Origin of the sequence: Chryseobacterium sp. T20 (genome assembly GCF_047345655.1) — a bacterium.
Lineage (GTDB): Bacteria > Bacteroidota > Bacteroidia > Flavobacteriales > Weeksellaceae > Chryseobacterium.
In genome coordinates this window covers 25,226-50,926 of the sequence record NZ_JBLFDU010000004.1, presented here as the reverse complement: position 1 = coordinate 50,926, position 25,701 = coordinate 25,226, and the positions used below count along the sequence as shown (strand labels likewise).

Annotated in this window: 27 protein-coding genes; 16 read left to right on the top strand and 11 right to left on the bottom strand. The window is 36.0% G+C overall.

Annotated features, from left to right (window positions below):
* Positions 1-14: 14 nt before the first annotated feature.
* Positions 15-911, top strand: a complete 897-nt coding sequence (locus ACMA47_RS11330) for a LysR family transcriptional regulator (protein WP_413929874.1) — start codon at positions 15-17, stop codon at positions 909-911.
* Here the strand turns inward: ACMA47_RS11330 and ACMA47_RS11325 are convergent.
* Together ACMA47_RS11325 and ACMA47_RS11320 are read right to left on the bottom strand one after the other, a co-directional pair.
* Positions 888-1,355 carry a GNAT family N-acetyltransferase gene (locus ACMA47_RS11325; RefSeq protein ID WP_413929873.1) on the bottom strand — a complete coding sequence of 156 codons (468 nt, stop codon included), beginning with the start codon at positions 1,353-1,355 and terminating at the stop codon, positions 888-890. The genes ACMA47_RS11330 and ACMA47_RS11325 overlap by 24 nt on opposite strands.
* Positions 1,356-1,790 carry a GNAT family N-acetyltransferase gene (locus tag ACMA47_RS11320; protein ID WP_413929872.1) on the bottom strand — a complete coding sequence of 145 codons (435 nt, stop codon included), beginning with the start codon at positions 1,788-1,790 and terminating at the stop codon, positions 1,356-1,358.
* Between the two features lie 478 nt (positions 1,791-2,268).
* Here ACMA47_RS11320 and ACMA47_RS11315 point away from each other — a divergent pair, with 478 nt between their 5' ends.
* From ACMA47_RS11315 to ACMA47_RS11300, 4 genes are all read left to right on the top strand, one after another.
* Positions 2,269-3,144 (top strand): aldo/keto reductase, encoded by an 876-nt coding sequence (locus ACMA47_RS11315; RefSeq protein ID WP_413929871.1) that lies wholly within the window; start codon positions 2,269-2,271, stop codon positions 3,142-3,144.
* A 102-nt stretch (positions 3,145-3,246) separates the two neighbouring features.
* Positions 3,247-3,951, top strand: a complete 705-nt coding sequence (locus ACMA47_RS11310) for a DNA alkylation repair protein (RefSeq protein ID WP_413929870.1) — start codon at positions 3,247-3,249, stop codon at positions 3,949-3,951.
* A 147-nt stretch (positions 3,952-4,098) separates the two neighbouring features.
* Positions 4,099-5,157, top strand: coding sequence for an NAD(P)H-dependent flavin oxidoreductase (locus tag ACMA47_RS11305; protein WP_413929869.1), 1,059 nt, complete (start codon positions 4,099-4,101; stop codon positions 5,155-5,157).
* Positions 5,158-5,252: 95 nt separating this feature from the next.
* The gene (locus ACMA47_RS11300) at positions 5,253-5,864 is read left to right on the top strand and encodes a hypothetical protein (protein ID WP_413929868.1); all 612 of its coding nucleotides are present in this window, start codon (positions 5,253-5,255) and stop codon (positions 5,862-5,864) included.
* Between the two features lie 50 nt (positions 5,865-5,914).
* Here the strand turns inward: ACMA47_RS11300 and ACMA47_RS11295 are convergent, their stop codons facing one another.
* The 4 genes from ACMA47_RS11295 to ACMA47_RS11280 are packed head-to-tail and all read right to left on the bottom strand — an operon-like array spanning position 5,915 to position 9,175.
* Positions 5,915-7,252 (bottom strand): UDP-N-acetylmuramate--L-alanine ligase, encoded by a 1,338-nt coding sequence (locus ACMA47_RS11295; RefSeq protein WP_413929867.1) that lies wholly within the window; start codon positions 7,250-7,252, stop codon positions 5,915-5,917.
* Positions 7,253-7,258: 6 nt separating this feature from the next.
* Positions 7,259-7,696, bottom strand: coding sequence for a hypothetical protein (locus ACMA47_RS11290; protein ID WP_413929866.1), 438 nt, complete (start codon positions 7,694-7,696; stop codon positions 7,259-7,261).
* Between the two features lie 15 nt (positions 7,697-7,711).
* Positions 7,712-8,518 (bottom strand): lysophospholipid acyltransferase family protein, encoded by an 807-nt coding sequence (locus ACMA47_RS11285; RefSeq protein WP_034697173.1) that lies wholly within the window; start codon positions 8,516-8,518, stop codon positions 7,712-7,714.
* 27 nt (positions 8,519-8,545) lie between these two features.
* Positions 8,546-9,175: an NUDIX hydrolase gene (locus ACMA47_RS11280; protein ID WP_413929865.1), complete on the bottom strand. Its 630-nt coding sequence runs from the start codon at positions 9,173-9,175 to the stop codon at positions 8,546-8,548.
* Between the two features lie 480 nt (positions 9,176-9,655).
* Between ACMA47_RS11280 and ACMA47_RS11275 the strand changes: the two genes are divergently transcribed.
* The 6 genes from ACMA47_RS11275 (at position 9,656) to ACMA47_RS11250 (ending at position 15,066) form a co-directional block, all read left to right on the top strand.
* Positions 9,656-10,474 carry a hypothetical protein gene (locus ACMA47_RS11275; RefSeq protein WP_413929864.1) on the top strand — a complete coding sequence of 273 codons (819 nt, stop codon included), beginning with the start codon at positions 9,656-9,658 and terminating at the stop codon, positions 10,472-10,474.
* Between the two features lie 117 nt (positions 10,475-10,591).
* Complete coding sequence (locus ACMA47_RS11270; RefSeq protein ID WP_099049832.1) at positions 10,592-10,990, top strand: hypothetical protein; 399 nt, start codon at positions 10,592-10,594, stop codon at positions 10,988-10,990.
* 7 nt (positions 10,991-10,997) lie between these two features.
* On the top strand, positions 10,998-11,732 hold the full coding sequence (csgH, locus tag ACMA47_RS11265) for a curli-like amyloid fiber formation chaperone CsgH (RefSeq protein WP_413929863.1): 735 nt from the start codon (positions 10,998-11,000) through the stop codon (positions 11,730-11,732).
* Between the two features lie 11 nt (positions 11,733-11,743).
* Positions 11,744-12,154, top strand: a complete 411-nt coding sequence (locus ACMA47_RS11260) for a curli production assembly/transport component CsgF (RefSeq protein WP_034697196.1) — start codon at positions 11,744-11,746, stop codon at positions 12,152-12,154.
* A gap of 24 nt (positions 12,155-12,178) precedes the next feature.
* Positions 12,179-13,543 carry a CsgG/HfaB family protein gene (locus ACMA47_RS11255; protein ID WP_413929862.1) on the top strand — a complete coding sequence of 455 codons (1,365 nt, stop codon included), beginning with the start codon at positions 12,179-12,181 and terminating at the stop codon, positions 13,541-13,543.
* 11 nt (positions 13,544-13,554) lie between these two features.
* Complete coding sequence (locus ACMA47_RS11250) at positions 13,555-15,066, top strand: carboxypeptidase-like regulatory domain-containing protein (protein WP_413929861.1); 1,512 nt, start codon at positions 13,555-13,557, stop codon at positions 15,064-15,066.
* Between the two features lie 291 nt (positions 15,067-15,357).
* On the opposite strand, the gene ACMA47_RS11245 is transcribed toward ACMA47_RS11250, so the two are convergent.
* From ACMA47_RS11245 to ACMA47_RS11225, 5 genes are all read right to left on the bottom strand, one after another.
* Complete coding sequence (locus tag ACMA47_RS11245; protein ID WP_413929860.1) at positions 15,358-16,008, bottom strand: LuxR C-terminal-related transcriptional regulator; 651 nt, start codon at positions 16,006-16,008, stop codon at positions 15,358-15,360.
* 213 nt (positions 16,009-16,221) lie between these two features.
* Entirely contained in the window at positions 16,222-16,689 is a 468-nt protein-coding gene (locus ACMA47_RS11240; protein WP_413929859.1) for an OsmC family protein, read from the bottom strand.
* Between the two features lie 280 nt (positions 16,690-16,969).
* Entirely contained in the window at positions 16,970-18,529 is a 1,560-nt protein-coding gene (locus tag ACMA47_RS11235) for a ribonuclease E/G (protein ID WP_079240676.1), read from the bottom strand.
* 368 nt (positions 18,530-18,897) lie between these two features.
* A complete protein-coding gene (locus tag ACMA47_RS11230) occupies positions 18,898-19,188 on the bottom strand; it encodes an HU family DNA-binding protein (protein ID WP_002984212.1) in 291 nt (96 codons plus the stop codon).
* Between the two features lie 318 nt (positions 19,189-19,506).
* Complete coding sequence (locus tag ACMA47_RS11225; protein ID WP_034697153.1) at positions 19,507-20,178, bottom strand: response regulator transcription factor; 672 nt, start codon at positions 20,176-20,178, stop codon at positions 19,507-19,509.
* 179 nt (positions 20,179-20,357) lie between these two features.
* On the opposite strand from ACMA47_RS11225, the gene tssO reads away from it, so the two are divergent.
* The 5 genes from tssO (at position 20,358) to tssD (ending at position 25,624) form a co-directional block, all read left to right on the top strand.
* Positions 20,358-20,894, top strand: coding sequence for a type VI secretion system TssO (gene tssO, locus ACMA47_RS11220; protein ID WP_034697151.1), 537 nt, complete (start codon positions 20,358-20,360; stop codon positions 20,892-20,894).
* Positions 20,895-20,905: 11 nt separating this feature from the next.
* Positions 20,906-21,430 (top strand): type VI secretion system transmembrane protein TssO, encoded by a 525-nt coding sequence (locus tag ACMA47_RS11215; RefSeq protein ID WP_034697149.1) that lies wholly within the window; start codon positions 20,906-20,908, stop codon positions 21,428-21,430.
* A gap of 48 nt (positions 21,431-21,478) precedes the next feature.
* Positions 21,479-22,390, top strand: coding sequence for a PKD domain-containing protein (locus ACMA47_RS11210; RefSeq protein WP_413929858.1), 912 nt, complete (start codon positions 21,479-21,481; stop codon positions 22,388-22,390).
* A gap of 47 nt (positions 22,391-22,437) precedes the next feature.
* Entirely contained in the window at positions 22,438-24,843 is a 2,406-nt protein-coding gene (tssR, locus tag ACMA47_RS11205; RefSeq protein ID WP_413929857.1) for a type VI secretion system protein TssR domain-containing protein, read from the top strand.
* A 373-nt stretch (positions 24,844-25,216) separates the two neighbouring features.
* Complete coding sequence (tssD, locus tag ACMA47_RS11200; RefSeq protein ID WP_034697144.1) at positions 25,217-25,624, top strand: type VI secretion system tube protein TssD; 408 nt, start codon at positions 25,217-25,219, stop codon at positions 25,622-25,624.
* The last annotated feature ends 77 nt before the right edge of the window (positions 25,625-25,701 follow it).

Sequence of the window (25,701 nt, the reverse complement as noted above, 5' to 3'; positions counted from 1 at the left end):
TTAATAATTAAGTCATGGTTAATTTAGAATGGTATCGTACTTTTAAGGCGATCTATAAAACCGGGACATTGACAGGTGCTGCCGATGCTCTGTTTATATCACAGCCAGGAGTGAGCCTTCACTTAAGCTCATTGGAAGCTTATGTAGGATACAAACTATTCGACAGGACGGGTCGAAAAATGATTCCGACAGAAAGAGGAAAAGTATTGTTTAATGCAGTTGCTGAACCTATTACCAAACTGGAAGATGTAGAGAAAAATTTTCAAAAATCTACAGAGAAGCATACTCCAACCATCAGTGTAGGGATGTGTTTTGAGACTTTTCAGACCACTTTGGAGCAATATGTTTCTTCATTGCCTTTTAATCTGATTATCAGTTTCGGAGAATATCCTGAAATGTTGGATCAGCTGGACAAAGGGATTCTTGATCTGATCATCACTCCGAAAAAAGGATCTTCACCCAATATCGAACATGAAGCATTCTCTTCCGAGCAGATCATTCTGGTAGGAGGGAAGGATGTAGATAAAACAGCTTTCAATAAGGTGTTGAAAACAAAAGATGCAGAGCAGATTGAAGAGTGGCTGAAGAATGAAAAATGGTATGGAACCACCGGTGATATGGAACACCTTTTCCAGTACTGGATATTGAATTTTGGTCATAAACCGAATTTCCGTCCTAATTATATCGTTCCCAACATGAACTCAATCATCCGTTGTCTCAAAGGAGGGACAGGATTAGCTGTTGTTCCTGATTTTCTGTGCAGAAATGACATTGAAAGCGGTGATATTCAGCTGATCTGGGAAGGAAAGAAAAAGTTTGAAAACACCCTGTATTTCGGTTGTCGTAAGAAAACCAATTATCAAACCGAAATAGAGCATATCAAAGGATTATTCCGCAAGGTGATGGCTTAATAAAACCATATCTCTCATCTGTAAACCGTTTTCATAAATAGGAGCCGGATAGTTTTCAATAAAAAAATCTTTCAGGATTCCACTTTTAATGAAACCGTTTTTCTCATAAAATCTGATCTGTTGGACACCGGTATCCGATGTTCCAACAGTCAGTGTTTTATAATGATTTTCTTTTGCAATTTCTTTTGCTTTGTCCATCAGGGTACTTCCGATGCCTTTACTTCGGTAGTTTTCAATGACGGCAATATTCTTAATTTCCAGTTCAGTATTGCTTTTTCTGTACAATGCCATCACCGCAATGTTTTCAGTACCATCATGTAAAAGATAGATGTCAGAATTAAAAATATATTGATTAATTGCCTCTTGGGTTTCATCTGCCAACAACAAAAGATGATAAGGAATTTCCTCATCAGAATGTAGCAGACTGAAAGTGAAATTTTCCATTTACAGACTCATATGAATAAGTGGATAATCTTTTCCTGAACCGTCTTTTTCAGATCTTCCCGTCTTTTTGAACCCCATTTTTTCATAGAATCCAATAGCTTGAGGGTTTTGTTCATTGACGTCTACTTTGGTTAATCCGGTTTTCTCTTTCATAAATTGGTAAAGCGTTTTTCCGTAGCCTTTTCCACGGGTATCATTATGAATGAAAAGCATTTCCAGATTGCCTTCTGCTACGGATGCAAAACCTTTAGATTCGTTGTTTTCAGTAATTAAATACACTTCCAGATGAGGAAGATAATCTCTTGGTATGGCTTCTTTGAAATAATTGAAATCCTCTTCAGCAAGAAAATCGTGAGTTGCTTTTACTGCTGATTCCCATATTTCCATAATTCTCGGATAATCCTCTGCTGTAGCCAATCTTATATTTTGTGACATGATTTTTAAATTTTGAACAAAAATAGAGAAAATAGAGGTGAGATGCTAGGAGAAGGGTGAATTTTGAGGCTAGAGGCTGGGAGATGGGTGCTGGAAGTTAGAAGTTAGAAGTTAGAAGTTAGAAGTTAGAAGCGGACATAGTCGGTTTTATTGACCACTTTATTCCCCTTCTCTGAAGGGGTGGATTTTTGTGAAGCAAAAAGACGGGGTAGTTAAAAATTCGGTATATAATGTTTTGGTTAACGCAAAGACGCAAGAAATCTTTCTAAAGACGTAATAGATAAGACGCAAAGATTTTATCTTCGATAAAATTGATTAATCAAAATAAACAACTTTACACCTTTACATTTTCTAACCTATTCTGGGGCTAATAAAATACCTTTCTTAGAAGAAAAACAGTAAAATTGGTAGGCAGGATTTTCAATTTTTTATTGCAAATTTGTTTATCACTTTATATTAATAACTAAAATAAAGATTTATGCAAAAGAAAACCTATACAGGACAACCTGTGGTAACATTAAATAACGGAGTGGATATTCCGGCTTTAGGATTTGGAGTATGGCAGATGGAAGATCTGAAAGAATGTGAAAATGCGGTAATCAAAGCTATTCAGACGGGATATAGAATGATTGACACTGCTGCTATTTATCAGAATGAAACTGCGGTAGGTGCTGGCGTGAAAAATAGTGGTGTAAACAGAGACGAACTGTTTATCACATCCAAAGTATGGGTTCAGGATCATGGATACGAAAAGGCAAAAAGTGCTTTTCAGAGAACGTTAGACAGATTACAGATGGATTATCTTGATATGTATCTTATCCACTGGCCTTACGGAGATTTTCTGGGTACATGGAAAGCTTTGGAAGAATTATATCATGAAGGAAAAATCAAAGCAATTGGAGTGTGCAATTTTACAGTAGAAAAACTGGAGGAATTGAAAGCTAACTCAACCGTTTTACCCGTTATCAATCAGATTGAACTGCATCCTGTGTTCCAACAGAAAGAATTACAGGTGTATGACAGAGACAATAACATCGTAACTCAACCTTGGAGCCCGCTTGGAAACGGTAATGCGAATCTTTTAAGCAATCCTGATCTGAAAGCCATTGCAGAAAAATATGGAAAAACAGTAGCTCAGGTAATCTTGAGATGGCATCTGCAGGAAGGGTTTGTAGTGATTCCAAAGTCTGTAACCCCTTCAAGAATTGAAGAAAACTTTAACGTATTTGATTTTGAGCTGACAGAAGATGAAATGAATGTTGTTCGTTCTTTAGATACAGGAAAAAGATTATTCTTTGATCCTAAAGATCCTGAATGGGAGCAAAAAATGTTAAATTCCGTAGCGGATATTTAATCTGGAATTTAAAAAAAATACATCCCGCAGTTTTCACGAATTTACAGACCTACGAATCTGAGTTATTGTGAGATCTGCGGGATTTTTAAATCAATAATCACCATGACTGCAAAAGAATTCATAGAAACACTCGCGCTATTTAAGAATGAAAAAGAACTTAATAAAGCTGAGAAGTTTTTCAAAGGAAATGATGGCATTACCAAGAGTTTCGGAGTGAAATTCGGAGATGTTTTTACTACGGCGAAGGCATTTTCGATGATGCCTCTGGAGGAAATCAACAAGCTTCTTGATAGTGATTTTTATGAAGTAAGAATGGGAGCGGTGAGTATCATGGATTTTCAGGCGAGAAGTAAAAAAACGTCTGAAGACCTGAAGAAAGCCCTTTTTGATTTGTATCTCAACCGTCATGATCGGCTGAATAACTGGGATTTTGTTGACAGAGCAGCCAGAAGTATTATTGGTGAATATCTTATCGATAAACCAAGGGATATTTTATATAAACTTGCTGATTCTGAAAGTCCGTGGGAAAGAAGAACGGCTATTGTAAGCACTCATGCATTTATCCGGAAAAATGATGTGGCAGACACCTTTGCTATTGCGGAAATCCTTGTTCACGATCCAAACGAGCTTGTGAATAAAGCGGTAGGAAGCTGGGTTCGGGAAGCCGGAAAAAAAGACAAAAAGAAATTACACGGTTTTCTCACTGCTTATGTAAAAACAATGCCTGCCGTTACATTTTCTTACGCAACAGAAAAACTGGATACGGAATCAAAATTATCCTACAAAGAACTCAGGAAGAAAAAGTAAATCTGCATTCATTTAATATACAATAGAAGTTAATCAACAACCTTAAACCTTAAACTTTAAACCTTGAACAAGATCGTGAGCAATATCATATCCTGGAACAAAAAGTATTGCTTTGTTCTTCGTACATTTTAATAAAAAATAATTCTTATGTTTTGGCCGGATACAATCAGTAAAAAACTAGGGATAGAATATCCTGTAATTCAGGCTCCAATGTTTGGAGTGAGCACAGTACAGATGGCTGTAGCAGCTACAAAAGCAGGCTGCCTAGGATCATTGGCACTGGCTGATCTTTCAGCAGATCAGTCTGTGGAATTGGTCCGAGAAATGAAGACGTTGACTGATCAACCTTTTGCAGCGAATATATTTGTTCATCACATTCCTGAAGTGACGGATGCTTTAAAAGAAAAGTATAGTAAAACCAAACAGTTTATAGAACAGCTGGCCAAAGACAATAGTATTGAAGTACACCTTCCGGATCTTGAAGAAATGAATGTCAATGGTTACCATGAACAAGTGGATGCTATCATTGAAGAAAATTGTAAAATATTAAGCTTTACGTTCGGAAATCTGGATGATCAGAGTATTCAGAAATTAAAGGAAAATGGTGTTACCCTTATCGGAACCTGTACTTCTGTGAAGGAAGCTTTGTTGCTTGAAAAATCCGGTATTGATATCATCTGTGTTCAGGGAATAGAGGCTGGAGGACACAGAGGAAGTTTTGAAGCAGAAAATATTCCTCAGATCGGAGGTTTATCTTTGCTGTCGCAGATCTATGATCAGGTAAATGTTCCCTTGATTTACGCAGGAGGGATTTACGGAGCAAGAACATTAAAGGCTGTGAAAGACTTAGGTGCACAGGGCTTTCAGGTTGGAAATCTTCTATTGACTTCTCAGGAAAGTGCTCTTTTACCTTTTGAAAAAGAAAGGTTGAAAAAAGTAACAGAAGATGAAATTGTTTTAACGAAGAGTTTCTCTGGAAGATATGCCAGAGGAGTGAAAAACCAATTTATAGAAACGGTAGAAAATTCAGAATATATTTTACCTTATCCTTATCAGAACAAACTGACCAATGCTTTACGTAAAGCAGCAAAATCTTTGCAAAATCCAGAATTTGTAGGAATCTGGGTAGGGCAGTCTATCCATCAGTACAGCGAACTTTCTACCGAAGAAATTTTGAAGAAACTGATCGAAGAATGTGAAAGATAGAAGTGTATGTTTTTAATTTGGTGATAATTTTATATTTTCGTGACTCAGTATCATAGATCAGATGCAGTATAAAACTAAAACCAGCTAAAACATAAATGAAATATTCAGAAGGAATTCAGAGATCGCTTCCATTCGGATATCTTTTTCTCGTTGTCATGGGAATATTAAAGGAGAGTGTCTTCTACTATCAGATCAATATTAATATTCTAAAGTATTCAACCATAATGGATATTCTGATAAGCCCGATTGCGACTTTAACAGCTCACCCTATTATATTGATTGCCCTGATTGGGGTTGTTGTATTTTCATTTGCTTTTCCCTCTTTTTTATCAAAGCAGGCCAATAAAAATAAACGTTGGGCATTGCAAATGGCATCTCTTAAAGAACATGAAAACATGAGTAAAGAAGCTATTGAGAATCATTTTACCAATATGTTTGTGAGATTTCTTGCCATGATGTTGCTGTCTTTCTTTGTAGGAATAGGATGGGGAGAAGGCCTTGGGCTTACCAGGAAGATAAAGGAGAACAAGCTTAAATATGACTATAAATTAAACTATGGTGATGAAAGCTCTGAGCAGGTGCATCTGATAGGATCCAACAGCATGTATTATATTTATCTGGCCAAAGGTAATAAAACGATAAAAATAGCACCGGTAGGTTCCATAAAAAGTATGGAACTGACCAATAATAAAAAGTTGATTGAATAAAAATAAACTATCATAAAAAAAGCTTCAGAATATACTCTGAAGCTTTTTATTTATTTTGTTAAGTCTAATCCGCCAAAATTTCCGGAACTCATCATGAGATAAACACCATCCGTTTTATCTAATGTATTCCAGTAGGCATGAAGATCTTCGGCATTCGTGAAAACCTTCAGCTTTTCATTCTTGAATTTTTCTTTAATAAACTCAGGAGAAATAGGTTCCATTCTCTTGATCTTCAATGCGTCTTCAGAGTAGAAAACAATGGCTTCCTCCAGACCATCCATCGCATGATCATACTGCTCAAGGAAAGCAGGATTTAAGCTGGAATAGGTATGTAGCTCCAGGAATCCATATTTCTTATCCTTTTTAAACTGCTCTGCGAAGGCTTTTACCGCTGCTTTCACCTTACTTGGTGCATGGGCAAAATCTTTGTAAAGCGTTCCTTTATCTTCTCTTTCCACTTTTTCAAGACGCTTGGATGCTCCTTTGAAGCTCATGATTGCCTCATAGAAATCTTCATCCATAATCCCAAGTTGTTGGCAGATATGTCTTGCACCTTCAAGGTTCAATAGATTGTGTGCTCCAAAAACAGAAAGAGGAACATCTCCCATTTCGGTTTTTAAATACACTTTACCATTATTGATTTCGTATTCAGGAGTTTTATAAGGGATCTTTCTGAAATAGTTTTCTGCATTTTCCACCACTTTCACTACTTCCGGATCTTCTTCATTATATACAAGAACTCCGCCTGCTGTAATGCTTGCCACAAACTTTCTGAACTGCTCAATATAATCATCAAATGTTTTGAATACATTGATATGGTCCCATGCAATACCACTCATTAAAGCGATATTAGGCTGATACAGTAAAAATTTTGAACGAAGATCAATAGGAGAAGAAAGATATTCGTCACCTTCCAGCACCATGAAATCATTATCCTGAGTCAGCTTTACCATACAGTCAAAACCTTCAAGCTGAGCGCCTACCATGAAATCCACATCTTTCTGATGGAAATTCAAAACGTGAAGGATCATTGAAGTAATAGTCGTTTTACCATGTGATCCTGCAATAACAACTCTGGTTTTGTTTTTAGACTGTTCGTACAGGAATTCAGGATAAGAATATATTTTCAAACCCAGTTCTTTTGCTCTTGCCAGCTCAGGATTATCCTGGTGTGCATGCATCCCAAGAATGACAGCATCAATATCCGGAGTGATCTTTTCCGGGAACCAGCCCATTTCCTGAGGCAGAATTCCTTTCTTTTCCAATCGGGATTTTGAAGGCTCAAAAATAGCGTCATCAGAACCTGTCACCTGATATCCTTTGTCTTTTAGTGCGATTGCAAGATTATGCATGGCGCTTCCGCCAATGGCAATGAAGTGGGTTTTCAATTGTATTTACTGTTTTTTAACATTAGTATTAATGATCTGCTGGAAAGCTTCAAGAATATTGTTCCAGTTGGTCTTGTAATTCGGAATAATCATACTTGCATCCGTTTTACTGCCTTCATTAGGACCTTTCTTGATATTGATGGAAGTTGAAATATTGTCGTACAATTTTTTACGGTCTTCCTGTATTCTTCTGAAATTATTCTGAGAAAGAACCTGATCCAGTTTCTTTAAATCTTCATCAGAAATTTTAAAATCCTGTTTGTATTTCTTTCCCTGTCCTTCAAAAGAGTAGTGTACATTATTTCCTTTGATAAGAAGATTTTCATAAATAGGAGCAACACCTCCGCTTTTCGAATAGCTGATGTCAAAATCCGAATATACCTTTTGGCTGTTGCATGAAACTAATACTATGATTGCGAATAAGATTCCAAGTATTTTGTTCATAATTTTTAATTTACTTTAATTATTTGAGTCCTTTTGTTCTAATTTTTTAGCTTTAAGTTCTTCATCATAACTGTGTAATACATTGAAATCTTCTGTCTGCTCAATAGCAGTCATAATTTTCAATAAAATTTCCGGTGCTTTTTCATTATCATAATCAATATCCAAAGGAGCTTTGAATTCCATCGTAGGTTTTACACCGGTTACCTTTACGCGGAGTCCTTTTTTATCAAAAGCTCTTCTGAATCCGTTTATTTTGATTGGAATTACTATAGGACGTTGGTTTTTTACCAATTTGGCTGTTCCTCTTCGTCCCTGTGCAAAAGCGGAAGTAGTTCCTTGAGGGAAAGTAGCTACCCAGCCATTGTCCAATGCTTTCATGATATTATCTACCTCACTCATGTCTACCATTCTGTTGACATTTTTACCTTCAGCTCTCCATGTTCTTTTTACGGTTACAGCGCCTGCAATTTTGAAAATTTTGGGAAGAATACCTTTGTTCATGGTTTCTTCAGCTGCTACATAATAAAAATCAATCTTTGGGTTCAGCAGATAGATCGGGTTTTTTATCGTATTTAAATATCCGTTGTTTACAGCACAGAAGGCATGGTACATTGCTGCCACATCTGCAAAATACGTCTGATGATTGGATACAAAAAGGACGTTAGAGTCCGGAAGATCCACAAGGTGTTCTGTACCGGTTATTTTTAACTTATTAAAGCCATTGAATCTTCTGTAAGACACAATACCTAAAATAAAAATAATAAACCTTTTCAAAAAATAAGGAGTTCCGAATGCATCGGTGAAAATATTTTTCTTCGCCATCTCTCAATTAAACACGGTAGTGCAAAGTTACATTTTTTTCAGCAACTGACTGAATTCACTTAATATCATTGCTGTAGCACCCCAAATGATGTATCCGTTGAAATTAATGACCGGAACATCATGTCCACCTGCACTTGGCAGAGCCATAATTTCCGGGGTATCCGACAGGTTTAAAAAGGAAGTGATAGGAAATTCTATGGTTTCCACGGCTTCTGTCTGTTGAAGAACAAAAGCAGGATTCTTTTTGGTATAAGAGATATAGGGATATACATAAAAATTGCTTGGCGGAATATAGATAGGAGACATTTCTCTGATGATCCTTACATAATGCTTATCTATTCCGATTTCTTCAGAGGTTTCGCGAACTGCGGTTTCAGCAAAGTCTCTGTCCATTTCCTCACGCTTTCCTCCAGGCAGTGATATCTGCCCGCTGTGTCTGTCGTGCTCATTAATCGTTCTTTGAATCAATGGAAAATACCACTCGTTGTCTTTCAGATATAAAACAATATTGACTGCCGCAAATTTGGGATTCTTTGACAATACTTCCTCATAAGTAAAAACGGGACGGTAGGGAGGGGAGAATACTCCATGCGCGTGTTCGCCGGGAAGTGCCACGCTTTTTATTTTTCTCAATAAATCTTTTCCAAAATTTTCCATAGCTCAAATTTAGCAATATATCTTGAAGAAATAAATGCCTTAACATTAATTAACCTATGAAAAAGGCTGTATTATAACCGACAATTTTGTTCCGTAAAGCCAATGATATGATGCTCATGATAAAATACAATGAATTTTAGCTTTTAACCTTTAATTTTTAATTCAGAATTGATTTTTGGTTGAGAAAATAAATTTGAGAGGAGTTTGTAAGAAAAAGCGTAAAACCCTGAATTGTGATGTTTTAACAATATAAAAGATTGGGCTTGCTTAGAAGAAATCATCCTTGTAGAAATATCAATATTCACTATTGATGGATTTTACTGTAAATCAACATGTTGTGATGGTGTTTTTCCGTAACGGTAAACAATGACTTGTCCAACTGGAAACCGTGATTTTCAAAATTTACACTTTGATGGTGGTTTTTCATTTTGACGGGGAAGCTACCTTTGCCTTACTATTAACCAATTAATTTTTACTAAGATGAAAAATTTACTTACAGGTGTACTTACACTATTCGCAATGAGTTTCGGATTCGCACAATTCAATATTGATGTGACTACTCAAACAGGAAACTTAAATGTTGCTACAGTAGACCAGACTGGTCTTTTGAACATCAATTCTCTTACACAGACAGGGAATCGTAATACTGCAGATATTGACCAGGTAGGAATTTTTAATGTCAATAATGCACAAAGTATCGGAAACAGAAACTCTGTAGATGTAGATCAGATGGGAATTGCAAACTCAAATGAAGTGTTACAGATGGGAAACAGAAACTCTGCTTCAACTTGGCAGTTAGGAGTACTTAACTCTACAGAACAAACTCAGATCGGAAGAAGAAATGATGCTTCTTCAGTACAGATTGGATTAGGAAACTATGTTTTCCAATATCAGGATGGAAGAAGAAATGATGCTTCTGCTATTCAGGTGGGTATTGGGAATGACGCTTATCAGATTCAGTTGGGAAGAAGAAATGATGCCAGCGGACTTCAGATAGGAGCTAATAATGTTCTTGTTCAGTATCAGGATGGAGATGACAACAGTGCCACTCATATTCAAGCAGGAAACGGTAATATTGCTGCTTCAGTTCAGGTAGGAGATGACAACACTTCTGCAGGATTACAGATAGGTAATGCCAACCAGCTTTATCAGTTCCAGATAGGAGATTCCAACACAGCTATTGATCTTCAGATGGGTAATGGTAACTTTACCTGGGTGGCTCAGAGCGGTCTTGGCCATGTTCATGTAGGAACTCAGATGGGTAATGGAAACTCAATGATTGTAAATCAGTCGAATTAAGCCCTATAACAACATACTGTAAATCTTAGAAATTGTAAAGGAGAAACTGCAGTGTTTCTCCTTTTTAACCCTTCGATTTTCTCCGTTTTGTTATCATGTAATTTTAATACTAAGGCTATGTTTAACTTGAAATGGAGTGTTTTGGCTCTTTTCATAATGTTGCCACTACATGCACAGGAAATAGACTGGGATAAGGTCAACAGCAATACAATCTTTAATCTTATAGCCAGACAACAGACAGATCAGAGTTCTTATGGATCCGATATCATTCAGATAGGAGACTATAACAATGCCGAACTTTCCCTTAACGCCCGAACCAATATTATAGTAAGACAGCTGGGTGATTTCAATACCCTATATTTTATCAATTCATTCACCGATAAAGAAACAAAAGCTGCCATTACTGCACAGGGGAACAATAATATTATTGATGTTACAGGAAGCAACAGTATTTCGGATGGAATTCAGATTAATGTAAAGGGAGATAATAGGACAGTTTTCATGAGAAACTATTAAAACACAAATGATGAAACTTTTATATTCCCTTAGCTTGGGTACATTTTTTACCTTCCTGTCTGTATGGGTTTATGGGCAGGAAGATAAGAAAGTAAACGCAAGGATAGAGAGTAGTGTCCTTGAAAACCAGGTCAGACTGAAAGCAGTCGTAATCAATAACACCGCTGTATATAAAGAACTGAATTACCTTTTGATTTCTATTAAAAAAGGAAATAGCGGAAATCTCTCCAACAATCAGCAGAACGGTAAATTTTCTGTCAATCCCAATGAAGTAAAGGTATTATCGGAAATCAGTGTGAATCTCGAATCAAAAGATGCTCTCAAAGCTTTCCTTTACATCAGGGATGAAGAAACCCAGAAGCTGATTGCCAAAGACAGCCTGGAACTGAACAGCGACCTTTTCAAAAAAAAAACAGCTAAGATAGAAGAAGATGCTGCTTACGAACTCAGAGGACTTACCATCGATGAGACAAAAACCAAAGTAGGAAAAGACTTTTATGATATGTTTTACATGCAGTACAGTCAGCTTCCTGATAAAAGCAGTAGCGTAATAACTATTACAGAACTTCCTCTCCGCGGAACCAGTGGTCAGATTAATATTCAGATGGAAGATAAAATTATTTACAGTTTTATGACCAATCCGGCAGAGGATTATTTAAAAGAACAATTAAGCTATAGCTTAAAATATATCAAAGAATTTAATGCTAAGAAAAATCTTATAAAAAATGAATTCATCTATTAAAAATGTCCGCCATGAAAACGTTTATCATTATTTTGACATGTATTGCGGGTATTTTCTACGGAAAAGCTCAGCAACTCGTCTATAAGCCGGTAAATCCAGCCTTTGGAGGAGATACATTTAATTATCAGTGGCTTTTAAGCTCTGCTAATGCACAGAACCCATTTGATGAAAAAAATGATTTCAGCGATTTGCTGGATCGAGTGAACTCTCTTGATAGTTTTACTGAAAGTCTTAACAGGCAGATCCTCAGTGAACTTTCACGAAAACTGTTTGAAGAACAGTTTGGTGATGGAAACATAAAACCCGGAAATTATCTTTTCGGTTCCCTTTATCTACAAATTACCAATACTAATCAGGGACTTTTAATCAATATTTTGGATACCAGCAATGGCGATCAGTCCGAGATCGTAATTCCGAAATAGGTAATCACTAAAAATAAACTTACCATGACAACCTACACTTATACCAGAATCTTTTTCTGCACCTTCCTGCTATGCATTTTGCAGGCCTGTAGTTCAATATTTGGTTTACCTTCGGATCCCGAAAAACCAACAATGGGAGAGGTTACATCTTCCACCGCAGAATTAAAAAATCTTCCACTTCCCAAAGAGAAGATTGTAATAGGAGTCTACAAATTCAGAGACCAGACCGGCCAGTATAAACCTTCCGAAAATGGAAACAACTGGAGTACGGCAGTCCCTCAGGGAACTACTACCATTCTTATCAAAGCATTAGAAGACAGCCGCTGGTTTGTCCCTATTGAAAGGGAAAATATAGCCAATCTTCTCAATGAAAGACAGATCATCCGTTCCACCAGACAGGAATATATCAAGGATGCAGACAAAAACAATCAATCACTTCCACCTCTTTTATACGCCGGGATTCTTCTCGAAGGCGGCGTTATCTCATACGACAGCAATATTCTGACCGGAGGACTTGGAGCAAGATATTTCGGAATCGGAGCTTCCACACAGTACCGTCAGGACAGAATTACCATCTATCTCCGCGCTGTCTCTACACTCAACGGAGAAATTCTTAAAACGGTTTATACTTCTAAAACCATTCTTTCAACCAGCGTTAATGGGAGCTTTTTCAGATATATTGATACTGAAAGATTACTGGAAGCTGAGGTAGGTCTGACTCAAAACGAACCTGTTCAGCTCGCCGTAACAGAAGCAATAGAAAAAGCTGTGAAAGCCCTGATTGTTGAAGGAATCAGAGATAAAATATGGGGGAAGGCAATAGATGAGAATGGAGGATATCAAAGCTTAATCAACGAATATAACAGAGAGCAGGAGCAAAATAATGACAGAGCTATTGGAGGCAGATATCCGCAGGATTACAGACAGAAAGTATCCATATTTGCGAATGTTGAAGGACAGAAAGTTAAAGATGACTATGTAGGTCCTAAAATGAATGTTGGTGGAAAAATAGGACTTAAATATTTCCTTACTCCTTATCTGAATATGGAACTGAACGCAAGCTATTTTACGCTTGAAAATTCAAATATTGTGAAAAGAAACTACTATGGTCCTGAAGTGAATCTGGAATACATCCTTTTTCCAAAATACAGATTCAGTCCATTTGTTTATGGTGGAGCAGGAGCGTTGTATTCAAAATATAAACCCCAATATAAAGCACAGTTCGGTGGTGGGCTGGAATATATGATCAGCAAGAATTTTTCGCTGAGAGCCTCCGCCCAATATGACCTTGGCTTCAAAGACGATTGGGAAGGCCTTGTGAATGGGAAAAGAAAAGATCAGGCTTTGCGCTTTGGAATAGGAATCAACTTTTACTTCGGAAACAAATAAAAACACGAACTATGAAAACTATAATTAAAATATTCAGCATATTCATCTTTGCTTTTTGTCTGTTTTCATGCAATGAAGACCTTGTAGAACAGGCTCAAACAGGAATGTTAAAAGGAAAAGTCGTAAAAAGAGGTAGCAATGTGCCGCTTTCTAATGTGAAGATATTTACCAATCCTACGACACAAACGGTTTTCAGTGGTACAGACGGTTCATTTGAAATCGCTACCATGCCGATAGGTAATTATTCTGTAAAAGCAGAGCTTTCAGGATATATCACAAGCTTTCAGTCAGTCAATATACAAAATCAAAATCAGGTGGTAACGGTAGTTTTTGAGATGGATGATGATACTTCATTGAATTCTCCTCCCGCTACACCACAGTTGCTAAGTCCGATAGATAACGCAGTAAATCAACCTTTGAGCGTCGAATTAACCTGGAGCGCAACAGATCCCGATACAGCAGATGTATTAAGATACAGTCTGACCATTAAAAATAATCTTGACACTAATGTGATTCAGGTTAATGATTTGACAGCAAACCACTATACGCTTTCAAATCTGAAGTTTGGTGTAAGTTACTTCTGGCAGGTGTCTGTTTCGGACGGCATTCACCAGCCAGTTTTAAGCTCTATCAGTAAATTTACCACCAATACAGTTCCGGCCAACAGGTATCATTACGTTCAGAAACAAAATGGAAACTTTGTGATCATTTCCAGTGATGACCAGGGAAATAATTTCCAGTTTACCAGTTCTTCCTACAACAGCTGGCGACCGCGCAAAAACAATAATGCAGGTCTCATTGCATTCCTTCGTACGGAAGGTGGAAGTACCCATCTTTATACTGCCAATCCGGATGGCTCCAATCCATTTAAAGTAACAACAGTGGCTGTTGCAGGCTTTAATAACTATGAAATGGACTTTGCATGGAGTACAAATGGTAAAGAACTTATTTACTCCAATTTTAATAAGCTTTATAGAATTAATAAAGATGGAAGTGGCTTGAGCTTAGTCTATACAACTCCGGATGGAAGCCTGATCTCCGAATGTGACTGGAGCTATGATGGTAGTAAAATAGCTTTGAAAACCAATGATTATAACGGATATAATACTAAAATTTATGTAATAGACATAAATGGCGCTGTTCTTAAAACAGTATTGTCAGGTACTGCAGGTGCCAGCGGAGGCTTGAACTTCTCTGTAGACGGACAGCTTCTTCTCTTTACCCGTGATATGTCCGGATATTTGGATGGAAGTGGAAATTACCGTCAGCTGGATTCACATATCTTTATCTATAATCTTGTTACAGATGCTGTGAGTGATATTTCTGCTGAAAGCGAAAAAGTACTGGGAACGAATGATCTCGATCCTAGGTTCTCACCAAATAATGCTCAGATTATCTTCATGAATACCTCCAACGATAATATTTCTCAAAGGAATGTAATGGTCATTGACCTTAGTAGTACGCTGACCGATATGACAAGGGCAACACTGTTCAGTAATGGAGAAATGCCGGATTATGAGTAAGATATAGCGTTTAACGTTTAAAGTTCAATGTTTAAAGTCCAAGGTTTTAGTTTTAAAGTGAGGTATGAGATCATATCTGTACCCATTAGAGATCAATTTTTAGAATTAATTAAATAAGTTTTCATGTTTTGTCTCTAGTTTCTCTGCCTCACTTTTTATTTTCAAAACTTTGAATAAATTTAATAATAAAAGACTTTCCCTGAAGTATGATAGAAATTAATATCAGGTGTTAAAGAAAAAATTCCAGACTTTGCATAGGCCTGGAATTTTTGAGTGATTCATGGAAGTCTTTCAGTCGATGATATGATTCTCGATCGCATATTTTACAATTCCGACTGAGTTTTTGGCATTGAGTTTCAAAAGAATTCTTTTTCTGTGTGTTTCTACCGTATTGATACTGATAAATAATTTTTCTGATATATCTTTACTGCTGCATCCGTCGCATATAAGTTTGAGAATTTCCATTTCTCGACGGGTGAGAGGTTCTTTGATGTGAGGATTGGGTTTTCCCTGTTCACTACTAATAAAATTGATCATTCTTTCTTTTGCGTGATCACAGATGTAGATCTCATTAAGAAGTAAAACATTGATGGATTTAACAAATTCGTCATAGGAACAGTTTTTATCCAGATAAGCTTTAATACCTTTATTGAAGAGTTTTCGGATGTCAATCACATCATATGAACTCCCAATGATGATGATTTTGGTATTTTTATGTTCTGAAATAATACTTTCCACCAGCTTGCAGATTTCCGAAAGCACGAGCATGTTGGAACTCATCACAAGCATTTCCGGAGGTTCTTCTTTTAAATGTTTGGAAAGGTTTTCTAAAGAATTACAAATATCAATGGTACTGAAAATTTTGCTTTGGGTAAGCAGTCTTGATAATCCCTCTGTGTAGAGCATGGGCTCATCAAAAATGGTCAATCTTGGTTTCATCATGGTTTGTTTTATTTATATAAAAATAGGAAAAAAACTTCACATTTTGAATAAAATTGTTAAATATTTTAAAATTATTATGTTTTTATTAGTAGTAAAACGTTATTTTTATTGATTTTTCATTAAATAATTCTCTTTTTGTGGAGTTTTTTGGAGTTATTGCTGTTAAAATCTATTGTTCATCATTGTTTTCAAAGGTTATTTTGAAATGTGGTACTATTTAACTAACGTGGTAGGGATATGCTTTACCGGAAAATTAACGGAGTTCGCAATGAAGCAGAATTCGTTGGCCTTATGATGAAGTTGTTCTGCTTTTTCAAGCATAGATTCTTCTGAAACCGTTACGGTGGGGTGTAAAGTTACTTCTGTAAAATGACCGCTTCCACTGGCTGTTTCTGCCATGATACCTGTTGCTTCATCAGTATAATCTGTAACGATAATACCGGCTTCAGAACAAAAATGAAGATACCATAGCATATGACAGGAGGAAAGTGAAGATAACAGCATGTCTTCCGGATTGTGTTTCGTTTTATCACCTCGGAACGCCGGATCAGATGAACCTTCAATAACAGTTTTGTTTTCTGCTGAAATAGTATGGCTTCTTTCATAATCTCTATAACTGCTTGTTCCCGTTCCCTGGTTTCCTGTCCACTGAATGGTAATTTTGTAATGGTGGTTTTTCATATTTTAAAGATAAAAGATAAAAGATAAAAGATAAAAGATAAAAGATAAAAGATAAAAGATAAAAGATAAAAGATAAAAGATGTTGTTGTTAAAATTCAATAGGGGTGGGCTATAATTCTGAGCATAACCTGAAAGGTTACGAACGTCAGTTCACGAAGAAAGCCCGCCTTTAAAATTATAAAATTCATTGGCTTTAGCCAAAACTTAAATTATAAATCATATTCTATAGGTATAAATGCAAAATAAAAAAACCTCCAGAAAACTGAAGGTTTTAAATTTTTTAATTAGAGAATTCTATCAATTCTTCTTTTTTGGCATTGTAGATTTTGTATTCTAAATATTTAAAAGAATCCCTTGGGACAATGGTTACCCACTTTTTGTATTTGATAAACCATTTCATCTGGATACTTTTAATGCCTTTTGTAAGGTAGGCTTCCACAAATGGGTGTACATGCAGGTAGATTTTTCCTTTTTCTTTCTGCAGAATGTTTCTTAAGGTTTCACCCATTCTTTCCACGATAACAATTGGAGCTACAATTTCTCCGTCTTTGTTCGGGTTTTCTTCTTTGGTGTCGATCTGTTTTTCCGGACGGTTTCTTTGTCTGGTGATCTGAATCAAACCAAATTTACTAGGAGGAAGGATTTTGTGGCGAGCTTTGTCGCGCTTCATTTCCTCTTTCAGATGCTCATAAAGATCTCTTCTGTGATCAGAATTCGGCATATCTATGAAATCGATAACGATGATACCTCCCATATCGCGGAGGCGAAGTTGTCTTGCGATTTCTGTAGCAGCCATTTTGTTCACTTTCAGTGCATGCTCTTTGTTGACAGCAGTTCCGGTAGTAATATTGTTTCCGGAGTTGACATCTACTACGTGAAGTGCTTCTGTGTGTTCAATAACAAGATAGGCTCCTTTGGAACTCGGAATGTTGACGTGTTTTCCGAAGCTCTGTTTAAGCTGTTTTTCAACATTGTAATATTCCAGAAGTGGAATATGAGAATCATAAAACTGGACAATATTTTTCTTTTCAGGGGCAATTACTTCAATGTAATTTTTCATTTCGTTAACCATTTGCTCATCATCGCAGATGATATTCACGAAATCCTGATTAAAATTGTCTCTTAGAATAGCTGAAGCTTTGTCTTCTTCGCTTAAAACTTTAGACGGAACTTTATTTCTCTGGATGTTTTTGAAAGTGCTTTCCCATTTCTGAACCAGCTGGTTCATGTCATTATGCAGGTCGGCTACTTTTTTTCCTTCTGCTACCGTTCTGATAATCACTCCAAATCCTTCAGGCTTAATGCTGTCGATAAGAGTTCTTAATCTTTCTTTTTCTTCAAAGCTTCTGATCTTTTTGGAAATGGAAACTTTATTGTCAAAAGGAATTAAAACCAGGAAACGTCCTGTTAATGAAATCTGGGTAGAAATTCTTGGGCCTTTGGTAGAAATAGGTTCTTTCGTAATTTGTAGCAGAACCACATCGTCCTTGGCAATTACTTTGTCTACCGTTCCGTTTTTGTCTATTTCGGGTTGTATCTCGAAATTCTTTAAGCTCGAAGTGCTTTGTTTTTTGGAAATAGTATCTTTTAAAAACTTTCTGTATGTAAGATACTGAGGTCCCAGATCCTGGTAATGCAGAAATGCATCTTTGTCATATCCGATATTGACGAATGCTGCATTCAGATTGGGTGCCAGTTTTTTTACTTTTCCTATAAACAGATCTCCAACTATAAAATCGCTTTTGTCTTCTTGCTCATGAAGTTCACATAGTCTTCCGTCTTCCAGCAGCGCAATCTTTGTAAGATCATCTTCATGCGAAACTATTAGTTCTTTCTTCATTTTTTAATAAGATAAAATTGTTAAGATTATAGGAAGTGGATGTTTTTTATCGATTAATTCATCTATTAAATATAATGATTTTGAATGAAAACCTTTATATGTTTATTAAAATAATATTTGAAACCCTCCGTTTTCCGCGGAATCTTATAGTTGCAAACAAAAATATAGTTAGTGAACTTTAAAAATTTAAATCCACCAACTATATTATTATATTGTAAATCTCGAGAAAAAGAGATTATTTTTTCTTATGTCTGTTTGCTCTTCTTCTTTTCTTTCTTTTGTGAGTAGCAACCTTGTGTCTTTTTCTTTTCTTTCCGCTTGGCATAATTTTAATTTTTTAGTAACTAGTTAATATTCAGTTAATGTTCTTATTTTACTGCAACTTTAGTTTTTACTTTCTCAACAAAAGATTTTGAAGGTTTGAAAGCAGGAATGTTATGAGCAGGAATCTCAATTGCAGTGTTTTTAGAAATATTTCTTCCTGTTTTAGCAGCTCTTGTTTTAATGATAAAAGATCCAAAACCTCTTAGATAAACGTTATCCCCATTATACATAGAAGTTCTGATCTCCTGCATAAAAGCTTCTACAACTTTCTGTGTTTCATTCTTTTCTGTTCCCAACTTATTTGAGATGGTGTTTACCAATTCTGCCTTTGTCATTTCCTTATTTTAATTTTAAATTTTAGGTGTGCAAATTTAGTTAAAAAAATTGAATACTAGCAAATTAGTGGCAAAATATTTTTATTCAAAGAGTTGGACTTTTTATGTATACACTATATTAAGGTGCAGTGAAGATTATTTAACAATAAAATAATACAGTCGGATAAAGGTACAAAAATTTGATGAACAAAATTTAATAAATGCTGGTTATAGCAGGCTTTACAGTACTTTCTTATCTTGAATATAATATTTTGAGATCCTCTTCTCTGTCCTCATACATCACGGGGAATTGATTTTTTTTAGTGAAATCAATTTTTTTTATAAACTGGAATTATAATATCCGTTTTCTACACAGAAGCGTATAAGGTGAAGTTTGGTTTTTAACCCCAGTTTTTCTGTTAGCCTGTTGATGTAAGTATCTATAGTCCTGGTACTCAGATTAAGTTTTTCTGCAATTTCTTTATTACTGAATCCTTCATAACAGAATCTCATAAGCTGTATTTCTGCCGGTGAAAGCTCTTCCTGTCCTTTTTTCTGCCTGTCCATATATTCCTGTACGGCAAGAGGTTGTTGTTCCCATTCTTTAGAATATGCTTGATAATCAAAGTCTTCAGAGGCAATGCTTCCTTTAATAATATCTTTTATGATGGTACTCTTTTTCTGACAATAATAGATATTGGGAATCTTTGAAAGGATTTCGGCCATATCTTCCTGATAAGTGCCGGAGTAGGTAATGATGGGAGTTTCTGTATTGTTTTTTCTGATGTACTTAATGGCTTCAATTCCACTTAATACCGGCATGAAGAGTTCAATAATGAACACATCTTCCTGTCTTCTGTAGATTCTGTTTACCAGTTCATGCCCATTGTTACAATCATTCAGAAGCATATAGAAAGGATTTTCCATAAGGGTTTTGATCATTATTTTTTTAAAATAAAAATCACTGTCTGCAATGGAAAAACGTACGGTATTAGATAATATTTTACTCATTCTTAATATCGATTTGGCGAATGATATTTAAAATTTAGAGGTCTAATTTATGAAAAACTTATCAAAGTGAAAATTAATATTAATTTAATCAGGGTTTTCACGAAACAGGGTTGGGGAAATTACGTATTGTGCATAAAATTTTTTTTTTATATTTTCACAGGCCAAACAAATCGCAAATTATGTCTTCTAACAGGGAAAAAAAATTAAACAAATCTGACGTCAGAACGGGCATTTGGAAGTTTATTCTGTCATTTGTTGTTTTGTCGGTTGTATCTTTTACGTGCTTATTTCTCTTCTTTAAGAGTTATGATATACAGCGCGAAGGGATTAGTCGTGAAGCTGAAGCCTATAAAGAATTGATGCTTCGAAGTGACGTGCTAAAGGATCACATTGATGATATTTACGACAAAATGAACCAGCTTAGCATTAATAAGGTGGAGAATGAAGTGTTTCTCAGAACCAGTATTATGGATAATGTGAGAGATGCTAAAAACATTATGGGTAAAGACAGTGTGCAGAGCTTTAAACATTATGCTGTGCTGATGAAACAGATTGTACCGATGATGACTTTAAAAGCCAAGATCATTGAAGTGGAGTATCAGAAGAAAACAGTTTTAAGAGATCTTGATGAATGTATGGGTAAGATCAAAGTAACCAATAATGAACTGAGAAAAGACCCTACAAGAAATTTCACAGGAAGTAAAAGAAGAAGATAAAAAGAAAAGATATGCAAGGACAAATCACATTATCTAAGAAAGAAAGGCATTATCAGTTTTTTTATTTAATACTGATGCTGGTAACCGCCATGTTATTTTTGGGAGTGATCTTTTTAAAAGGATTTGTATCTCCTTTTTCTGATGAAGATGTAAGAGGAATTCAGAATCTTGAGCAGAAAGCAGAATTTGAACAACACCAGAAAGTTGTTCTTCCTATCATGGACAGTACTTATACCATGATTACCAAACTTACGGACGACGGGCCACAGCCTTTTATCGAAAACAATATCCAGTTGGGAGTCAACGACCTTAACAGCTATTTCAATAGTACTGACGTTGTGGACATTCGTAAAGATGCCTATCCACAGATCGCAAAATTTTATAAAATGTATTTTGATGACAAAAAAGTCATTTCAACAACCTCTGAAGACATTAAAATTTTCCAGAAACAGGTAGATGAATGCAGAATCGGATTTAAAGATAAGCAGAATAAGCTTTATCAGCGCGAGCAGGATCTGAAAGCAAGAATGCAGTAAGCAATAAATACTAGGAACTTTAAATAAAACACATCACAATTACTAACTATGAATTATTTTCAAAAGAACAAGAAAAACATTATTATCGGTGTTATTGCAACTTTGCTGATCGCAGCATTGGTTGCTCTGTGGCTGCAGAAAAAGGTAATACACTCAGCCGATGATATTGTTGGGGTGGTTTATCCGTCTTCATTGGCGGTAGGAGACACACTTTTATTCGAAGATAAAACCCAGTTTGCGAAAACCAAAAGATGGAATTTCGGAGATGGGACAACTTCAGATAAAAACAGTGGTATTCACTTCTATAATAAACCAGGGTACTATCAGGTAAGTTTGATCGTTGACAACAAGTACACGAAATCTTTCCCTGTAATGGTAGGCGCAAGAAGCGTTCAGAAACCAAAAGATACGGCAATGTCAAAAACGACTATCGAAGCTGTGAGCCAGGCGATGCAAAATGAAAATGTGACTTTCCGTGCTGTTTCTGATGCAAAACAGTTTGCATGGAAATTCGGTGAGTCTGGAAATACAGATGCTAAGGATAAATTTACCATCTATTCCTATAAAAAACCTGGAGAGTATCTGGTGACTCTTTACACAGAACAAAGCCAGGATCCTATCTATCACCGTATCAAAATTCTTCCGGCTTATGATGCTCTTGCAGAGGATGAAGTTTCAGTAGAAGACTCTTATGCAAAAGTAGATAACGATTTTAAATATCACCTGCAGCAGATTGCTAACGGAAACAGTTTCAATATGCATTACAATTACCTGTTGAAAACGTATCTGTGTAACAATGAAAATACTGTGGTAAAAGTAAACGACAGCAAAGTCAATAACTTCTACATGTATTGTGCAGGCCTTCAGTTTGACAAAAATACGGTAATCCAGACAGTAAAAGTAAACCTGGATGATACGCAGAACTGTGTAACTAAAGTAGATATTAATCAAAGCAAATAATTTCGTCCGGTCTTACGGATGTGCCAATCATAAAAAGATTAAATAGGATGAAAAATAAATTTCCTCTAGCAGCATATTATATAGGGTTATCAGTATTATTGACGAGTTGCCAGGTAAAACTGCCGTCAAAGAAAACCCCGGAGCCTTCACAGTATGGGCAGGTGGATGCTTCACCTGTCGTTAACGGATATCCAAAAAAGTCAGTTCCATGGATTGTTATTTCAGACAGATCCAGAAATACGGCTTATTTGGATAAAGATAATGAGAAGTCTTACAAAGAAGTAAAATTCCTTGAACCTTTAATGGTTTTAAAACATAGAGACGGAATGGTAAAAGTAGCGGAATATGTTCCGGATGCTTTAATGAAAAAAGTTTCCTCAAAATCAGTCAAGACCTACGGCTGGATTCAGGAATCTGATCTCCTTCTTTGGAATAATGCCTTAAAAAGCGAAAAAACAGGTTATCCTGTAAGAGTGGCAGTAGTGCCTAATAACAGCGAAGTCATCAGAAATGCTGAAAGATACTACAAAAATGACTCTATTATGGTGTTTAATTCACCAAGTCTTATTGAAACAGCCAACGTGAAAATTCCTAACGGACAAATTGTTTACGTATACAAAATGGCTGAAAATAACAAACGTTTCCTGGTAGGTAAAAAACCGTCTGTTGATATGGATAGTATCAACAAAGGACTTTACGGATGGGTAAGCTCAAATGTAATTTCCAGCTGGGGAGAACGTTCTGCAATCAAACTAAAAAATACAACAGGAATTAATGATACGGCATTGGGAATCCATGAAGGACACCCAGGTGGATCTGCTTCAGATGCGGATAATAAAACAGCAGTTCTTCTTACTGACGTAAACAAGAGAACACCTCTTGAAAATATTTTTCCTGTAAATCTTCCTTTAGAAGAAGCTCCAACTCCGGATTCAAAGACAAAATATTTCACCAATATTTTAGATTACAGCAAAAACTTTGTATCCAATGTATTGGGAGAACCTATCTATTTTGACCGTTACAGAGAAATCACGGAAAGAGATAAAAATATCAATATTGTTTTCGCATTAGACGTAAGTGCTGCCAATGCACCTTATGCACCTATTGTAAAATCATTATTACAGGATCTTCAGCTTAGATTTGAAAAACCATCTTATTTTAGTAATGTTAAATACGGAGTGGTTTTATATAAAAATAATCCTTGTGGGGAGAATATTTCTGTATCCAATTTAAGTACAGATTACAGCAAGATTTCCTCGTTTATTGATCAGAAAACAAATGAAATGAACTGCGCAAGCAATAATGGTTATCAGCCGGTAGGAGAGGCTCTTACTGCCGCTGGAAATCTTCTTTCAAATGTTCCTGATGAAACCAATATTGTAGTAACTGTAGGTACTTCTGCTAACCAAAGCGGAAATATGTACAGTGTAATCAGTTCTTTGACCCAGGCTCAAGCAAGGTTAATCATGTTCCAGACCAGTGCAAGATCATCTGATACTTACAATGATTTTGTATTGATGGCAGAAAATGTGGTAACCAATACAGCTAAAAACATTGCTGAACTTAAAAAGCAGAAGATCATCAACCAATATGATGTGCTTACCAAAAACAATTTCAGCCTTGTGGAAGGTGATGAGGGATTCTTCTCTTTAGCTTATCCTAAGCAGAGTATGTCTCAGGGATTCGTTATTTTCCCTAAAAAAGGAGATATTACCACTCCGGGATTCCTGAAAAAATCTGTTGACAGCCTTATTGCACAGGTTACTTTGGATAATCAGACTGTAGATAAATCTTTGAATGAATATTTCCATTCATCGGTAGGTGCAGGAAGAACAGATGTAGATTTAAAATATAAATATCTGTATCCGGGACTTACCAATCCGGTTTCTGCCGGAATTGCAGCACAGCTGATCAACTACGGAAGCCCATTCCTTGTGAAAGGATATATTCCAAAAGAACTGAAAGAGTTTACACCGGGAATAGAAAAAGGAATCCTTATTTCTGAATCCGAATATGATAACTTAAAAGCTTTCTATACCGAAGTTTACAGAAATACTCAGGCGGACCGTGCAGACTTCAACCAGGCAAGAGCAGTGAAAGAATATGTAAAGCTGTTGAAGAAATATAATCCTACGATAAAATTCTTAGATAAAGGAGCTCTTTATGAGCTGCCAATGTCTTATGCTATCGGAATGAGTACAGGATTTGATCTTACTGAAGAAGAACTGATGGCTAAATATAAGCTGAAAGGTTGGAAAAAATCAAAAGTCGTTCCTAGTGAAACGGTAAAAAATTATTTCCAGCACTATAAAAATTTAGCGGACAGAATGCTTGCCAACAGAAACAATCCAGCTGTAAAGATTCAGCAGAACGGACAGACTTTCTACTGGCTGAATGAGTACTTTACTCCATCAAGAATTCCGACAGAACAACCGGAATACACAAAACATTAAGAAATTCATTTTATGATATCAAAAGCAGGAGTATATACTTCTGCTTTTTTTTGTACTGTAAAGTCAGGGAGATATATTAATTAATTTTAAACCTTAAACTTTGAATTTTTGAACCCTAAACTCTCTTTATTTCTCTTTGAGGTGTAAAAATATTTTTTATCTAAAAATAGAGATATAATTTAAAACGCTGTTTCAATGGGTGTTATAATGCGGTGTGTAAATCCATTATCGTAGAATTACTACAAGAAATCGTAGAACTACTACAAATTTTCAGATTTATATTCAAAAGTTTTTTTTAGCGGAAAAGAGCCTCTATATTTGCTAACACAATCACCACATCACAAAATATTACTAACGATTAAATTTACTAATCATGGCCGAAAGAAATTCAAGAGGAATCTTAAAATTCAATAATGGAGAAGGGCAGAAGCTGTTAAAAATGAACTACAGCGTTTCCAGATCTACAGACGTTTCAGGACGTGTAGCATCAGATCCTTCTAACGCATTAATCAAGGTTACAGTAGAAGCTACTGAAAAGTCAGACATCCTTGAAAGCTTACTAAACGGTAAATATAAGCCAACAGTAGGAGAGATTACTTTCAACAAATCTCACGAGGAAGGAACATTGATTACTTTAAACTGGCAAAACGGATATGTTATCCAGCATCAGGTAGACTTTGATGCCATAGACAGCAACAGTATGCTGATCAGCTTTGTAATCAGTGCTGAGACGATTGACTACGGTACTTCTCAATACGCTGGGCTATGGCCATCCAGCTAAAATTGACACACATTATCAACATTCATAAGAAAAAAGACTGTCCCTATTTAAGACGGTCTTTTTTTGCCTGAATGAAA

Bases quoted from the DNA above. Each gene is read 5' to 3' on its own strand.
- ACMA47_RS11325 (WP_413929873.1), bottom strand. From the start codon at position 1,355: ATGGAAAATTTCACTTTCAGTCTGCTACATTCTGATGAGGAAATTCCT.
- tssD (WP_034697144.1), top strand. From the start codon at position 25,217: ATGGCCGAAAGAAATTCAAGAGGAATCTTAAAATTCAATAATGGAGAA.
- csgH (WP_413929863.1), top strand. From the start codon at position 10,998: ATGATGAAACTTTTATATTCCCTTAGCTTGGGTACATTTTTTACCTTC.
- tssR (WP_413929857.1), top strand. From the start codon at position 22,438: ATGAAAAATAAATTTCCTCTAGCAGCATATTATATAGGGTTATCAGTA.
- ACMA47_RS11285 (WP_034697173.1), bottom strand. From the start codon at position 8,518: ATGGCGAAGAAAAATATTTTCACCGATGCATTCGGAACTCCTTATTTT.
- ACMA47_RS11280 (WP_413929865.1), bottom strand. From the start codon at position 9,175: ATGGAAAATTTTGGAAAAGATTTATTGAGAAAAATAAAAAGCGTGGCA.
- ACMA47_RS11310 (WP_413929870.1), top strand. From the start codon at position 3,247: ATGACTGCAAAAGAATTCATAGAAACACTCGCGCTATTTAAGAATGAA.
- ACMA47_RS11235 (WP_079240676.1), bottom strand. From the start codon at position 18,529: ATGAAGAAAGAACTAATAGTTTCGCATGAAGATGATCTTACAAAGATT.
- ACMA47_RS11245 (WP_413929860.1), bottom strand. From the start codon at position 16,008: ATGATGAAACCAAGATTGACCATTTTTGATGAGCCCATGCTCTACACA.
- ACMA47_RS11240 (WP_413929859.1), bottom strand. From the start codon at position 16,689: ATGAAAAACCACCATTACAAAATTACCATTCAGTGGACAGGAAACCAG.
- ACMA47_RS11275 (WP_413929864.1), top strand. From the start codon at position 9,656: ATGAAAAATTTACTTACAGGTGTACTTACACTATTCGCAATGAGTTTC.
- ACMA47_RS11255 (WP_413929862.1), top strand. From the start codon at position 12,179: ATGACAACCTACACTTATACCAGAATCTTTTTCTGCACCTTCCTGCTA.
- ACMA47_RS11270 (WP_099049832.1), top strand. From the start codon at position 10,592: ATGTTTAACTTGAAATGGAGTGTTTTGGCTCTTTTCATAATGTTGCCA.
- ACMA47_RS11315 (WP_413929871.1), top strand. From the start codon at position 2,269: ATGCAAAAGAAAACCTATACAGGACAACCTGTGGTAACATTAAATAAC.
- ACMA47_RS11260 (WP_034697196.1), top strand. From the start codon at position 11,744: ATGAAAACGTTTATCATTATTTTGACATGTATTGCGGGTATTTTCTAC.
- ACMA47_RS11210 (WP_413929858.1), top strand. From the start codon at position 21,479: ATGAATTATTTTCAAAAGAACAAGAAAAACATTATTATCGGTGTTATT.
- ACMA47_RS11225 (WP_034697153.1), bottom strand. From the start codon at position 20,178: ATGAGTAAAATATTATCTAATACCGTACGTTTTTCCATTGCAGACAGT.
- ACMA47_RS11330 (WP_413929874.1), top strand. From the start codon at position 15: ATGGTTAATTTAGAATGGTATCGTACTTTTAAGGCGATCTATAAAACC.
- tssO (WP_034697151.1), top strand. From the start codon at position 20,358: ATGTCTTCTAACAGGGAAAAAAAATTAAACAAATCTGACGTCAGAACG.
- ACMA47_RS11290 (WP_413929866.1), bottom strand. From the start codon at position 7,696: ATGAACAAAATACTTGGAATCTTATTCGCAATCATAGTATTAGTTTCA.
- ACMA47_RS11215 (WP_034697149.1), top strand. From the start codon at position 20,906: ATGCAAGGACAAATCACATTATCTAAGAAAGAAAGGCATTATCAGTTT.
- ACMA47_RS11305 (WP_413929869.1), top strand. From the start codon at position 4,099: ATGTTTTGGCCGGATACAATCAGTAAAAAACTAGGGATAGAATATCCT.
- ACMA47_RS11320 (WP_413929872.1), bottom strand. From the start codon at position 1,790: ATGTCACAAAATATAAGATTGGCTACAGCAGAGGATTATCCGAGAATT.
- ACMA47_RS11300 (WP_413929868.1), top strand. From the start codon at position 5,253: ATGAAATATTCAGAAGGAATTCAGAGATCGCTTCCATTCGGATATCTT.
- ACMA47_RS11250 (WP_413929861.1), top strand. From the start codon at position 13,555: ATGAAAACTATAATTAAAATATTCAGCATATTCATCTTTGCTTTTTGT.
- ACMA47_RS11230 (WP_002984212.1), bottom strand. From the start codon at position 19,188: ATGACAAAGGCAGAATTGGTAAACACCATCTCAAATAAGTTGGGAACA.